General features: G+C 58.9%; 13 protein-coding genes. 7 read left to right on the top strand and 6 right to left on the bottom strand.

Annotated elements, in window-relative coordinates; genetic code table 11:
• Positions 1-197 precede the first annotated feature (197 nt).
• Entirely contained in the window at positions 198-740 is a 543-nt protein-coding gene (locus VGU61_RS06020) for a DUF3455 domain-containing protein (RefSeq protein ID WP_414691605.1), read from the top strand.
• Between the two features lie 36 nt (positions 741-776).
• Here the strand turns inward: VGU61_RS06020 and VGU61_RS06025 are convergent, their stop codons facing one another.
• The 3 genes from VGU61_RS06025 to VGU61_RS06035 form a co-directional block, all read right to left on the bottom strand.
• Complete coding sequence (locus tag VGU61_RS06025) at positions 777-986, bottom strand: DUF2905 domain-containing protein (protein WP_326858198.1); 210 nt, start codon at positions 984-986, stop codon at positions 777-779.
• Between the two features lie 42 nt (positions 987-1,028).
• Positions 1,029-1,226, bottom strand: a complete 198-nt coding sequence (locus VGU61_RS06030) for a DUF2905 domain-containing protein (RefSeq protein WP_326858199.1) — start codon at positions 1,224-1,226, stop codon at positions 1,029-1,031.
• Between the two features lie 67 nt (positions 1,227-1,293).
• Positions 1,294-2,454: a class I SAM-dependent methyltransferase gene (locus VGU61_RS06035; protein WP_326858200.1), complete on the bottom strand. Its 1,161-nt coding sequence runs from the start codon at positions 2,452-2,454 to the stop codon at positions 1,294-1,296.
• Positions 2,455-2,567: 113 nt separating this feature from the next.
• On the opposite strand from VGU61_RS06035, the gene VGU61_RS06040 reads away from it, so the two are divergent.
• The 4 genes from VGU61_RS06040 (at position 2,568) to VGU61_RS06055 (ending at position 5,598) form a co-directional block, all read left to right on the top strand.
• Positions 2,568-3,338 carry an SDR family oxidoreductase gene (locus VGU61_RS06040; RefSeq protein ID WP_326858201.1) on the top strand — a complete coding sequence of 257 codons (771 nt, stop codon included), beginning with the start codon at positions 2,568-2,570 and terminating at the stop codon, positions 3,336-3,338.
• A 51-nt stretch (positions 3,339-3,389) separates the two neighbouring features.
• Positions 3,390-3,782 carry a dihydroneopterin aldolase gene (locus VGU61_RS06045; protein WP_326858202.1) on the top strand — a complete coding sequence of 131 codons (393 nt, stop codon included), beginning with the start codon at positions 3,390-3,392 and terminating at the stop codon, positions 3,780-3,782.
• A 12-nt stretch (positions 3,783-3,794) separates the two neighbouring features.
• The gene (ttcA, locus tag VGU61_RS06050) at positions 3,795-4,733 is read left to right on the top strand and encodes a tRNA 2-thiocytidine(32) synthetase TtcA (RefSeq protein ID WP_326858203.1); all 939 of its coding nucleotides are present in this window, start codon (positions 3,795-3,797) and stop codon (positions 4,731-4,733) included.
• A gap of 100 nt (positions 4,734-4,833) precedes the next feature.
• Positions 4,834-5,598, top strand: coding sequence for an SDR family oxidoreductase (locus tag VGU61_RS06055; protein ID WP_326858204.1), 765 nt, complete (start codon positions 4,834-4,836; stop codon positions 5,596-5,598).
• A gap of 37 nt (positions 5,599-5,635) precedes the next feature.
• On the opposite strand, the gene VGU61_RS06060 is transcribed toward VGU61_RS06055, so the two are convergent.
• A complete protein-coding gene (locus VGU61_RS06060; protein WP_326858205.1) occupies positions 5,636-6,520 on the bottom strand; it encodes a DUF6279 family lipoprotein in 885 nt (294 codons plus the stop codon).
• Between the two features lie 33 nt (positions 6,521-6,553).
• Here VGU61_RS06060 and glmU point away from each other — a divergent pair, with 33 nt between their 5' ends.
• Both glmU and glmS read left to right on the top strand, forming a co-directional pair.
• Positions 6,554-7,924, top strand: coding sequence for a bifunctional UDP-N-acetylglucosamine diphosphorylase/glucosamine-1-phosphate N-acetyltransferase GlmU (glmU, locus tag VGU61_RS06065; RefSeq protein WP_326858206.1), 1,371 nt, complete (start codon positions 6,554-6,556; stop codon positions 7,922-7,924).
• 9 nt (positions 7,925-7,933) lie between these two features.
• Complete coding sequence (gene glmS, locus VGU61_RS06070) at positions 7,934-9,763, top strand: glutamine--fructose-6-phosphate transaminase (isomerizing) (protein ID WP_326858207.1); 1,830 nt, start codon at positions 7,934-7,936, stop codon at positions 9,761-9,763.
• Positions 9,764-10,088: 325 nt separating this feature from the next.
• Here the strand turns inward: glmS and VGU61_RS06075 are convergent, their stop codons facing one another.
• The gene (locus tag VGU61_RS06075) at positions 10,089-11,801 is read right to left on the bottom strand and encodes a methyl-accepting chemotaxis protein (RefSeq protein WP_326858208.1); all 1,713 of its coding nucleotides are present in this window, start codon (positions 11,799-11,801) and stop codon (positions 10,089-10,091) included.
• Between the two features lie 80 nt (positions 11,802-11,881).
• Entirely contained in the window at positions 11,882-12,367 is a 486-nt protein-coding gene (locus tag VGU61_RS06080) for a chemotaxis protein CheW (RefSeq protein ID WP_326858209.1), read from the bottom strand.
• Positions 12,368-12,666 lie beyond the last annotated feature (299 nt).

The following is a 12,666-nucleotide window of genomic DNA, read 5'->3' on the forward strand; positions in this document are numbered from 1 at the left end:
CATGGTGCCGATCATGACCGTCAGCAGCACCAGCCATTTGTAGCGGCTTCCATATCGCTCGCGCAGTTGTTCGAGGGTCGATGCCATGAATGAAGAAAAAAACATCAACAGTAGCGGGATTTGAATCCGAATGCATTGCCCCGGCGTAAAAGCCATGCAACAAGGCTTTTTATTAACTACCTGCTCAGGAGCTCCACATGACAAAAACCCTCACTGTATTGACCGGAATTGCAATGGTTGCAACGTTCACCGCCTGCTCGACGCCGTCGGGCATGATGAGCGCCCCGGATGCGCCGGCGGCCGTCGCCGTCCCCGCCGGCAACAAGCCGGTGATGAAAACAGTCGGCATCGGCGAACTGACCTATGAGTGCCGTGCCAAGGCCGGCGCGGCAAGCGCATTCGAATGGGTGTTCGCCGGCCCGGATGCCGTCCTGTACGACATGAACAAGAAAGCGGTCGGCAAGTACTACGGCGGCCCGACCTGGGAATCCAATGATGGCAGCAAGGTCACCGGCAAGCAGCTCGCCGTTGCGCCTGCACCCAATGCCGGCGCGATTCCGTTGCAACTGGTGCAGGCAAACCCGGCGACGGGCAGCGGCGCAATGACCGGCGTGACATACATTCAGCGATTGAATACCGTGGGCGGGGTTGCGCCGGCGGAGAGCTGCGGCGCGGGAAATGTCGGTGCGAAGAAACTGGTGAAGTACCAGGCCGACTATGTGTTTTACAAGGCATCCTGAACGATTGACCGATCAGGCGGCGCACAGGATTTGGTGCTAAAACAACCAGTGCACCGCCTCGGCGATCAGGAAGGCCAATGCCGACCACAGAACGGTGGACCCGAACGGCAGGCAGAATACCTGGCCTGCCAATCTGAATCGCACATCGCCGGGAAGGCGGCCGACACGCAACTTGTCCAATAATTGCGGCAATAGCGGGTAGAACACCAGCAAGCCCAGAAATATCACCGCGACCCAGCGGATCATCCGTCCCCTCCTTCGATCAACATATAGCGTATTGCCGCCATGTTAGGGCAAAAGGCGCGCTACCACGAACACCAGCAGCGACAGGAGTATGGTCGACGCAAACGGCAGAAAGAATTTTCTGCCGAACAGGGTAAAGCGTATGTCGCCGGGCAGGCGGCCGACGCCAAGCTTTTCGAGCCAGGGAAGGAGCGCGGAAAACACGATCAATGCAACAAAAATGGTCAAAAACCAACGGATCATGCGTTTTCCCGGGCAGGTGGATTCGAAGACTGCAGCCCGCGCCGCTCGGCGCCGGACTTGGCAGCCATCATAACCTGTGGCTACGGTCGTTGCGGCCGAATTTCTCCGGCAGGCTGGCAGCCTTGCCCACAACCAGCACTTTGAACAGCTCGCCCATTTCGGCGGGGGAAATCAATTTCTGCACCGCATTCGATTGCGGCAGGAACCGCAATTGGTCGGTTGGCGGGATGCGCAGCAACAGGTCGCCGATGCCGGCATCAAGAAGGAAAGCGGCCTGGCTGGTGTAGCCGAGCAAGTCCAGTCCGGCGTCGACCGCCGTGCGCGCCATGGCGGTGAAATCAACGTGGGCGGTGATATCTTGCAAACCCGGCAAGTAAAACGGATCCGGGTGGGAATGATGCCGGTAATGGCACATCAGCGTACCCTGATCGCGCTGCCCCAGATAATATTCATGGGCCGGAAAGCCGTAATCGATCAGGATGGCGGCACCGCCGTGGCCGGTGTCGTTGTAACCGGCATTGAGCATGCCGGACAGGGAATTCATGAATCCGGCGGCGATCGGATGGACTTCGGTCAGGTAGCCGACCGGCAGGCTGTCCGCGTCGGGGATCTGGGCCAGCAGCGCGGCGTCGCATGCCCGGTCGCGGTAGACAAAGCCCTTGGCGGACAAACCGATGCCGCGCTCTTTCCAGCCGCCATCGGTTTTCACCACGAGGTTCACCGGCATCGCATCCAGGACCTCGTTGCCGATCACCATCCCGGAAAACGAATGCGGAAAATGATCCAGCCAGGTGACTTGCGGAAAACCCCGAAGCATCTGCTGTTGCCGGGCGCGCAACTCGCCGGACACTTCAACAATCAGGTAGCGATGAATGGAAACGCCCATGGCGGTCAGCTCGGTGAGGATGTCGCGCGCCAGCTTGCCGCTGCCGGCTCCGAACTCGACGATCTGCGGCGCGGTCTGCCGCATCAGGTCGGCGGCCACATGCGCGAGAGTTGCACCGAATAACGGCGTGATTTCAGGGGCGGTTGTAAAATCACCGTCTTTGCCGAGTTTCGCGGCACCGCCGCTGTAATAGCCAAGATTGGGCGCGTACAGCGCCAGCTCCATGTACCGCGCAAAGGAAATCCAGCCGGAATTGCGACGGATGTCGTTGGAGATCAGGGTTTGCAGCGAGCGCGACGCGGTCAGGGCGTCAAACGAAGGTTCGGGCAGTTGCAGTTGCATGTCCGATATTGTAGTGAAATCGACGCACGACATTGTAAGTATGTGTGTCCACCTGCATGCAGGCATTGGCATGATGGGCCGGCGCTACTCTCTTTTTCAACACCCACGAACACATGACTGCAGAAATTCGCAAAGTTGCACTTGTTACCGGAGCGGCCAAACGCATCGGGCGCACGATCGCGCTGGCGCTGGCCGGGCGTGGATGGGACGTGGCGGTGCATTACCGGCAATCGGAGCAGGAAGCCCGGACTACCGTCGCCGAGATCGAAGCATTGGGCCGGCGCGCGGCGGCAGTGCAATGCGACCTCGCCGACGAAGCGCAGGCGAGAACCTTGCTGGCGGACGCCGCCGCAGCGTTGCAGGCGCCGGTCTCCTGCCTGGTGAACAATGCGTCATTGTTTCAGCAGGACGGCGCGCAGGATTTTTCCGTTGCATCACTCGATGCCCATATGCATGCCAACCTGGCGGCACCAATTATTCTGACCCAGGCGCTCTATCAGATTACGCCGCCGGACAGCCGCGCTGTAGCCATCAACCTTCTCGACCAGAAGTTGTTCAACCTGAATCCTGATTTCCTGTCCTACACGTTGTCCAAAGCCGCGCTGCATACCGCCACTACCATGCTGGCGCAGGCACTGGCGCCACGGCTGCGCGTCGTCGGGGTGGCGCCCGGTATCACGCTGGTGTCCGGCGACCAGACGGAGGGCGGGTTCGCGAAGGCGCATGCGGTGACGCCGCTGGGGCGCTCCAGTACGCCGGAAGATGTTGCGGCGACTGTCTGTTTTGTCGCAGAATCGCCAGCGATCACCGGCACGACGCTGCTGGTCGATGGCGGCCAGCACCTGATTCCCCTGCAGCGCGACGTCATGTTCCTCGCCAAATAACCAAAAGCAGCCTTTCGCTTCCACTATCTCTTTCAGCACGCACACCACACCATGCTCTCTTCCTTGTCCCACCCTGCTCTTGCCAATTGCCGACGCCTGTTCCTGCGCAACTATGAAGTACAGATCAATATCGGCGTCCATGAATTCGAAAAGAAGGGCGAGCAGCGCGTGCTGATCAATGTCGACCTGTTCATCCCGCTGTCCGTCTCGACGCCGAAGGAAGATCATCTCGAAGAAGTGGTGGACTACGACTACATGCGCGACACCATTGCCAAACGCATGGCGCAGGGACATATCCATTTGCAGGAAACGCTATGCGACGACGTGGCCAAGGCCATGCTGGCGCATCCGAAGGTGCGCGCCGTTCGCGTGTCGACCGAGAAGCCGGACGTCTATCCGGATTGCGACTCGGTCGGCGTTGAAGTATTCCAGATCAAGGCTTGAAACAGAGTAATCATGAACCATTCATCCATCGACGCGGCACCGGTCGCCGACAGCGGCGTCCCCAGCAGGCAGGCCGAAAAAATCGCCTACGAGAACAACAAGCTGCACAAGCGCTTGTGCCGCCTCGTCGGCCAGGCGATCGGCGACTTCAACATGATCGAAGACGGCGACAAGGTGATGGTATGCCTGTCGGGCGGCAAGGACAGCTATGGCCTGCTCGACATCCTGCTGACGCTGCGTGAACGCGCGCCAATCCATTTCGACATCGTCGCCGTCAATCTCGATCAGAAGCAACCAAACTTCCCTGCGCATGTCCTGCCGGAATATCTGACGAAGCTCGGCGTGCCGTTCCATATCGAAAACCAGGATACCTACAGTATCGTCAAGCGCGTCATCCCGGAAGGAAAGACGACCTGCGCACTGTGCTCGCGGCTGCGGCGCGGCATCCTGTACCGCGTTGCCGGCGAACTCGGCGCGACCAAGATCGCGCTTGGGCACCACCGCGACGACATCCTGGAAACTTTTTTCCTGAACATGTTTTTCGGCGCCAAGCTCAAGGGCATGCCGCCGAAGCTGCAGTCTGACGACGGCAAGAACATCGTGATCCGCCCGCTTGCCTATGTGAAGGAAGCGGACATGGAGCGCTATGCGGCGGTCAAGCAGTTTCCGATCATTCCCTGCGATCTGTGCGGCAGCCAGGAAAATCTGCAGCGCAAGCAGATCAAGGCGATGCTGCGCGAGTGGGAAAAGAAATTCCCGGGGCGGGTCGAGAATATTTTCTCTTCCTTATCGACGGTCGCGCCATCGCATTTGATGGACCGGGATCTGTTCGGCTTTGCCGGCCTGAAGGCAACCGGCGAAGCGTCTGCCGACGGCGACATCGCGTTCGATGAGGAGCCCTGCGCAACCACGCCGGCGAATGTGGTGCGCTTCAGCGCCATGGACGAGTGAAATGGAATGCGCGGCATCGTCTTCCTGAACGAGCCGCATGAACTCGAAGACAATCATATCGTCCATGAGAACAGAAGCTTCAACCACTTCAGGAGAACATATGCATCGATTCAATGACAAGATCGTGATCGTGACCGGCGCCGGTTCCGGCATCGGAGAGGCAACCGCCAGGCGTTTCGCGGCCGAAGGCGCGTCGGTCGTCCTTGCCGGACGCACCAGGGCCAAGCTCGACAAGGTGGCGGCGGAACTGCCCGAAGGAAAAAGCCTGGTGCGCGTGACCGACGTTTCGGTTCTTGCCGAAGTCGAAGGACTGATGCGGGAGACGCTGGAACGATTCGGCCGTCTTGACGTGCTGGTCAATAATGCGGCGGTCGCGCCGGTCGGCAAGGTGACCGAGGCGAGCGTGGAGGACTGGCGGCAGGTCATGGCCGTCAATCTCGACGGCGTCTTCTATGGCTGCCGGGTGGCGATCCCGGAACTGATCAAGACCGGTGGCTCGATCATCAATGTCTCGTCAGTTTCCGGTCTGGGCGGCGACTGGGGTCTGAGCTTCTATAACGCCGCCAAGGGGGCAGTGACGAATTTCACCCGGGCGCTGGCGATGGATCATGGCAGGGACGGCATCCGGGTCAATGCGGTCTGCCCCAGCCTCACGCGCACCGACATGACCGAAGACATCTATGGCAACGAACAGCTGATGGCGAAGTTCAGGCAGCGCATCCCGATGGCGCGCGGCGCCGAGCCGGATGAAGTCGCCGATGTGATCGCCTTCCTTGCCAGCCATGATGCGCGCTTCGTGAACGGCGTCAATCTGCCGATCGATGGCGGGCTGACCGCATCCAACGGGCAGCCGCGGATGGTCTGACAGGCCAGGCGGCGCCGGGGCGTCCGGCCATGTCAGGTTAAGTACGGTTGGACAGCGTATGGCAGTCATTGATGAACTGCTGCAGGCGCTTGTCGGCGTGCGCCTTCTGTTCCGGCGTCGTCAAGTTGATGATGACCGCCATCATCCGCAGGTTTGCCTCCTGGTAGGCATCGGCGAATGCCTTGTGCTGCGGATCGCCGAAGTAGTCCATCGCGGACGCGGCATATTGCCGCACCATCTTCAGTGCGGCGTCGCGTCCCGGCTTTTCCGCCTGCATCCGCTTCAGCATTGCCAGCATTTCCTGCTGCCGGCGTACGCGCTGGGCCATCGCCAGCTCATTGTTCAACGGTCGCGCATCCGATGCGGCGCGGATCTGCGCCTCCTGCTCGTCGCTGAAATTCCCGAACCAGAACTCCGCCTGTTTCATGACTTTCTTGAACCGGAAAAGTTGACGCTGCTCAAGATCGCCGCGGAGATACTCTTTACGATAAGTTTCGTTATTCGATGTGAATTTTTTCTCGAGATGCTCCAGCTGTTCCGGTTGCAGCGCGAGGGCCAATTCCGTCAGATCGGGCAGCGCCCTGTCCATCACCAGAAGGGTGCGTTTCTTGATCGCGTCGTAGTCCGCCTGCAGATCGGCGGGCGTGACCTGTTGTTGAATCCGCTGCTGCCCAAGGGCGAATAACTGGGCATAATCCTTCAATTGCGTCTTGCGGTGCCATGCGAAAAAATTTTCCGGATGTCGTTTAACCAGGGGCTGCTGATCACCTTCAATATCGACGTAGCCATTCAGCCACCAATAGGCGACACTCTCGCCATTGCTATAGCCGAGGCGAACCGCACTGCAACCGACCATGCCGAGCACCAGGCCAAGCACCAGGAGCCAGCGTAACTTTTCGGCAAAGGCGCGGGGATACCGCATGATAAAATTTTGCATTCCCACAATATCTCTCATATGAACGTTGTCATTCTCGCTGCCGGCATGGGCAAGCGCATGCAATCGGCACTTCCGAAGGTGCTGCATCCGTTGGCCGGCAAGCCGCTCCTGTTGCATGTCATCGATACGGCCCGCACCCTCTCGCCTTCCAGGCTTTGCGTGATCTACGGTCACGGCGGCGACGCCGTGCCGGAATCGGTCAAGGCGCCCGACATCGCCTTTGCCAAGCAGGAACCGCAACTCGGCACCGGCCATGCGGTGATGCAGGCGGTTCCGCATCTCGACGACAATGTGCCCACGCTGGTGCTGTACGGCGATGTGCCTCTGACGACCGCACATTCATTGCAGCAACTGTTGGACAGCGCGGGCGGCAATAAGTTGACTGACACGTTGTCCATACTCACTGTCGAGCTGGAAAATCCTACCGGTTATGGCCGCATCGTGCGCGAGAACGGCAAGATCGTCCGCATCGTCGAGCAGAAAGATGCGACCGCCGAGGAGCGTGCGATCCGCGAAGTGAATACCGGCATCATGGTCGTGCCGACCGCCCGGCTGAAGAAGTGGCTGGAAACCTTGTCCAACGACAATGCGCAGGGCGAGTACTACCTGACCGACATCATTGCCCGCGCGGTGGCCGACGGGGTCGACGTGACCTCCGCGCAGCCGGGCGCCGTCTGGGAAACGCTCGGCGTCAACAGCAAGGTGCAGCTGGCCGAACTGGAGCGCATTCATCAGCGCAATATCGCCAACGGACTGCTCGAACAGGGCGTCACGCTCGCCGATCCGGCGCGCATCGACATCCGCGGCACGCTGACCTGCGGACGCGATGTCGCGATCGATGTCAATTGCGTGTTCGAAGGCACGGTGGAAGTGGAAGACGGCGCCGTCATCGGCGCGCATTGCGTCATCAAGAACGCGCGCATCGCCGCCGGCGTGCAGATCAAGCCGTTCTGTCATATCGAAGATGCGATCATCGGCGCCGGTTCGATCATCGGTCCCTATGCGCGCCTGCGTCCCGGCACCGAACTCGCCAACGATGTACACATCGGCAATTTCGTTGAAATCAAGAACAGCCAGATTGCCGCCAGCAGCAAGGCGAACCACCTCGCCTATGTCGGCGATACCACAGTCGGTTCGCGCGTCAACATCGGCGCGGGCACAATCACATGCAACTACGACGGCGTCAATAAGTTCCGCACGGTGATCGAAGATGATGTGTTCATCGGCAGCGACACGCAACTCGTCGCGCCGGTGCGGGTAGGCAAGGGCGCAACCCTCGGCGCCGGTACCACCCTGACCAAGGATGCTCCGGAAGGGCAGCTTACCCTTTCGCGCAGCAAGCAATTGACCATCGAAGGCTGGAAGCGGCCCGTGAAACTCAAGAAATAGGAAACCATCATGTGCGGCATTGTCGGCGCGGTTGCGCAACGTAATATCGTCCCTGTCCTCATCGAAGGCCTCAAGCGCCTTGAATATCGCGGCTACGACTCCTGCGGCGTCGCCGTGCATGACGGTGGGCTCAAGCGAGCGCGCAGCGTGTCGCGCGTGGCGGAACTGGACATGCAGATTTCGCAGACCGGTCTGCAAGGCTTCACCGGCATCTCGCATACCCGCTGGGCCACCCACGGCGCCCCCATCACCGACAACGCCCACCCGCATTTCTCGGCCAACAAGAAAGGCGATCATTGCATCGCCCTGGTGCATAACGGCATCATCGAAAACTATGAAGAAATCCGCAACGAGCTGAAAGCGCTCGACTACCGCTTCGAGTCGCAGACCGACACCGAAGCGATCGCCCACCTCGTGAATCACCTGTACGACGGCGACCTGTTCCGCACCGTGCAGAAAGCAGTGAAGCGCCTGCACGGCGCCTTCGCGATCGCGGTGTTCTGCAAGGATGAACCGCACCGCGTCGTCGGCGCACGCCTTGGCTGCCCGTTGACCGTCGGCCTCGGCAAGGGCGAGAACTTCCTCGCTTCCGACGCGATGGCGCTGGCCGGCACCACTGACCAGATCATCTATCTGGAAGAAGGCGATGTGGTCGACGTGCAGCGTGACAGCGTCCGCATCACCGACAAGAACGACCAGCCCGTCGAGCGGGCAGTCAATACGGTCAATGCCTATTCCGGCGCGATCGATCTCGGTCCGTACCGTCACTACATGCAAAAGGAAATCTTCGAACAGCCGCGCGCCATCACCGACACGCTCGAAGGCATCGAAGGTTTCGTCCCCGGCCTGTTCGGCCAGAAGGCCAGCACCGTCTTCGAGCGCATCAACGCGATCCAGGTGCTCGCCTGCGGCACGAGCTACTATTCGGCGATGACCGCCAAGTACTGGCTGGAATCGATCGCCGGCCTGCCGACGAATGTGGAAATCGCCAGCGAATACCGCTACCGCAAGCCGGCGGTCAATCCGGATGCGCTCATTGTCGTGGTGTCGCAATCGGGCGAGACCGCCGACACCCTCGCGGCGCTCAAGTATGCGAAGGAACTCGGCCACAAGCATTCGCTGGCAATCTGCAATGTCGGCACATCGGCGATGGTGCGGGAAACCGAATTGTCCTATCTGACCCGCGCCGGCGCGGAAATCGGCGTCGCCTCCACCAAGGCCTTCACCACCCAGCTCACCGCGCTGTTCCTGCTGACCCTGACGCTGGCGAAGATGCGCGGCCGCCTGACACCGGAACAGGAGACCAGCCACCTGAAGAACCTGCGCCACCTGCCGACCGCGCTGCAAAGCGTGCTGGCGCTGGAGCCGCACATCATCGGCTGGGCGGAAAGCTTCGCCCGCAAGGAGAACGCCCTCTTCCTCGGTCGCGGCCTGCACTATCCGATCGCGCTGGAAGGCGCGCTCAAGCTGAAAGAGATCTCCTATATCCACGCCGAAGCCTATCCGGCCGGCGAACTCAAGCACGGCCCGCTGGCGCTGGTGACGCAGGAAATGCCGGTGGTGACGGTGGCGCCGAACGACACCCTAATCGAGAAGCTGAAGTCCAACATGCAGGAAGTGCGCGCCCGCGGCGGCCAGCTGTACGTGTTCGCCGATTCGGATTCACGCATTGCGCCAAGCGACGGCATTCATGTGATTCGCCTGCCGGAGCACTATGGCGATCTGTCACCCATCCTGCACGTGGTGCCGCTGCAGTTGCTGGCGTATCACACCGCGCTGGCGCGGGGCACGGATGTGGACAAGCCGAGGAATCTGGCGAAGTCGGTCACGGTGGAATAATCAGCAGGCCGGGACAAGCCCGTATCGTCGCAACCGAACGTCGGTAAAGAAAAGCCCGTATTTCAGGAATTGGAAATACGGGCTTTTCTCATTGCTCTGCGAGCACAGGATTGTGCAAAGCCGTAAAGCTTGCTTGGCGACGAAAGCAGGATGAGCCGGTGAGGATCCACCATCGGCCTGGATGGACATTCGGCGATGGTTCATCGTCAGCCCTGCAAGGAAAAAACCCCAGCCAGGAGCTACCTGACCGGGGTTCGATCAAAGGCCGAAGTTTCAGCCCTTGCGCGCTTTCATTAATCAGCGTTGTCCGACTTGATCAATTCATTCAAAACTCTTCCCAATCTTCATTATTACCTGCAGGAGCGAGTTGTTTCGGGGCTTTATGCGGAATCGCCGGCTCACGCCGCTTCGTCAATGGTTTGGCGACGACCGGTGCGGTCACAGCGCTGCGCCTGGCCGGCGATGGCGATGTGCTGACGGCGTTGCCTGCACGTCCATCCAGCTTGAACACACTGACAACCTGCGCCAGATTGCCGGCCTGCTCCTGCATTGCTTCCGATGCCGCGGCGGCCTCTTCGACCAGGGCGGCATTCTGCTGCGTGACCTGATCCATCTGGGTGATCGCCTGATTGATCTGTTCGATTCCTGCGGTCTGCTCGTCGCTGGCAGCTAGAATCTCGGCCATGATGTCGGTGACGCGTTTCACGCTTTCGACGATGTCCTGCATGGTCGCGCCGGCCTGGTCCACGAGCTTGCCGCCGGCATCCACTTTTTCCACTGAATCGCCGATCAGGGTTTTGATTTCCTTGGCCGCCGCCGCGGACCGTTGCGCGAGATTACGCACCTCTGATGCAACCACGGCAAATCCGCGTCCCTGCTCGCCGGCGCGAGCGGCTTCGACCGCGGCATTCAGGGCAAGGATATTGGTCTGGAACGCAATGCCGTCGATCACGCCGATGATGTCCGAAATCTTTTTGGACGATTCATTGATGGCCGCCATGGTATCGACCACCTTGGAAACGACGTCGCCGCCCTTGCTGGCCACGTCCGATGCCGAAGCGGCCAATGCATTGGCCTGGCGGGCGTTTTCGGCATTCTGCTTGACTGTCGACGTCAGTTCTTCCATGGAAGACGCTGTTTCTTCAAGCGAACTTGCCTGTTCTTCCGTCCTTGCCGACAGATCCTGGGTACCGCCGGCAATCTGCGTCGATGCCGAAGCGATGGTGTCCGTACCGGTTTTTACCGTACTCACGGTCCGGACAAGGCTTTCGTTCATCAACTTCAATGCCTGAAGCAGTTCGCCCATCTCGTCCTTTGTCGTTACTTCGATCTGGCTTGTCAGATCACCCGCCGCCACGGTCTTGGCCAACTTAAGCGCTTTATTGACGGGTCTTGTAATGGAGACTGTGATCCAGTAGCCGATTGCAGATGCAAAGATCAGTATGGCGATACCAAGAACAATCAACAGGTTGCGAGTGTCGTTGTAGGTTTCGTCCGCTTGCTTGCCTGCCTCCTGTGCGTACTGTTTTTGCAGGGTGATCAGTTCGGCTAACAATGATTTGTAGCTGACCAGCACGGGGCGCAACTCGTTGATCAGGAAGGTTCGTGCTTCATCAAGCGAACCGGCATTGACCATTTTGATGAGCTGATCCTGCCCCGCAATATATTTGCCGTCCGATTCAATCAGCTTTTCCACGATCTTCACGGATTGCGGGCGTTGCATGGTCGCTTTCATGTCGTCGAGGGCGATACGGATATCCTTGCGCGTCTGCATGACGGTTTCGATCTGCTTGTCGATATCCTGCTTTTTGTCCGTCAGCAGCATGTTGCGCAACGAAATTGCAATGTCATTGATCCCCATATTGAGGTTGTATGACATTTCCACTTTAGGCATCCTGTCATTCACGATTTCATGCGTGCCTTCATTGACCCGCCCCAGCATGGTGATACTGAAACCGAGGATGAACACGAGTAAAACGCAGATGGTGCCAAAGCCCAGCGCGAGGCGCTTACCAATCTTCAGGTTGGCGATATTCATGTTGTCCCTTTGAAGTGTAGTTCTATCGTTATGCCGGCTGTGAGCCGGTGTGATGCAGTGATGAATGCGCTGCGTGCGCTTTATGCCGCATGCTTATGCAGTGTCGTGATGAGCCCCAGTTCTTCCGAACACATCAGCTTGTCGATATCGAGCAGGATCAGCATGCGATCGCCGATTGTCCCCAGCCCTTGGACGAAATCCATATCAACCGCGGCACTCATTTGAGGAGCGGCTTTAATCTGATCCGCGGAAAGCGTGACGACGTCGGATACGCTGTCGACGACGATGCCGATCACCTGCTGGCCGATATTGAGAATGATGACGACCGTGAATTGGTCGTATGTCGGCGTGCCGACATTGAATTTGATGCGCATATCAACAATCGGCACGATAATGCCGCGCAAGTTGATGACGCCTTTGACATATGTCGGGGCATTGGCGATTCGCGTAACGAGGTCACATCCACGAATTTCCTGCACCGACAGGATATTGATACCGTATTCCTCCTCCCCCAACTTGAATGACAAAACCTCGGCGTCGCATTTGGTACGTACTTCTTCCAGCATTCCCAGCCCTTAGCAAATCAAAACAAATCCATTGTTGATTACATAAATGTTTCCTTGAGACAACTAAGGGTAAACGCTATAGCGCATGCCGACGATGATTATTTTGTAATTACTACTGGGAAAAACGGAAAGGCCTATCTCTTCATGCGAGTGGGGAGCGGAAAATGCTCTGCACCGTTATAGACAATATCTGCACCGTTACGCGGCATTTATACGCACCAACAATGTGCGTTTCACATAAACGCTGATTCGTCGGCTAATGAATGCACTGTTCGTATAGGACAGTCGATCAAAAGCCG

This window comes from Noviherbaspirillum sp., assembly GCF_035944575.1.
Classification (GTDB): Bacteria; Pseudomonadota; Gammaproteobacteria; order Burkholderiales; family Burkholderiaceae_D; genus Noviherbaspirillum.

Excerpts from the sequence above, each read along its gene's own strand:
- VGU61_RS06020 (WP_414691605.1), top strand. The coding sequence starts at position 198 with ATGACAAAAACCCTCACTGTATTGACCGGAATTGCAATGGTTGCAACG.
- VGU61_RS06025 (WP_326858198.1), bottom strand. The coding sequence starts at position 986 with ATGATCCGCTGGGTCGCGGTGATATTTCTGGGCTTGCTGGTGTTCTAC.
- VGU61_RS06030 (WP_326858199.1), bottom strand. The coding sequence starts at position 1,226 with ATGATCCGTTGGTTTTTGACCATTTTTGTTGCATTGATCGTGTTTTCC.
- VGU61_RS06035 (WP_326858200.1), bottom strand. The coding sequence starts at position 2,454 with ATGCAACTGCAACTGCCCGAACCTTCGTTTGACGCCCTGACCGCGTCG.
- VGU61_RS06040 (WP_326858201.1), top strand. The coding sequence starts at position 2,568 with ATGACTGCAGAAATTCGCAAAGTTGCACTTGTTACCGGAGCGGCCAAA.
- VGU61_RS06045 (WP_326858202.1), top strand. The coding sequence starts at position 3,390 with ATGCTCTCTTCCTTGTCCCACCCTGCTCTTGCCAATTGCCGACGCCTG.
- ttcA (WP_326858203.1), top strand. The coding sequence starts at position 3,795 with ATGAACCATTCATCCATCGACGCGGCACCGGTCGCCGACAGCGGCGTC.
- VGU61_RS06055 (WP_326858204.1), top strand. The coding sequence starts at position 4,834 with ATGCATCGATTCAATGACAAGATCGTGATCGTGACCGGCGCCGGTTCC.
- VGU61_RS06060 (WP_326858205.1), bottom strand. The coding sequence starts at position 6,520 with ATGCGGTATCCCCGCGCCTTTGCCGAAAAGTTACGCTGGCTCCTGGTG.
- glmU (WP_326858206.1), top strand. The coding sequence starts at position 6,554 with ATGAACGTTGTCATTCTCGCTGCCGGCATGGGCAAGCGCATGCAATCG.
- glmS (WP_326858207.1), top strand. The coding sequence starts at position 7,934 with ATGTGCGGCATTGTCGGCGCGGTTGCGCAACGTAATATCGTCCCTGTC.
- VGU61_RS06075 (WP_326858208.1), bottom strand. The coding sequence starts at position 11,801 with ATGAATATCGCCAACCTGAAGATTGGTAAGCGCCTCGCGCTGGGCTTT.
- VGU61_RS06080 (WP_326858209.1), bottom strand. The coding sequence starts at position 12,367 with ATGCTGGAAGAAGTACGTACCAAATGCGACGCCGAGGTTTTGTCATTC.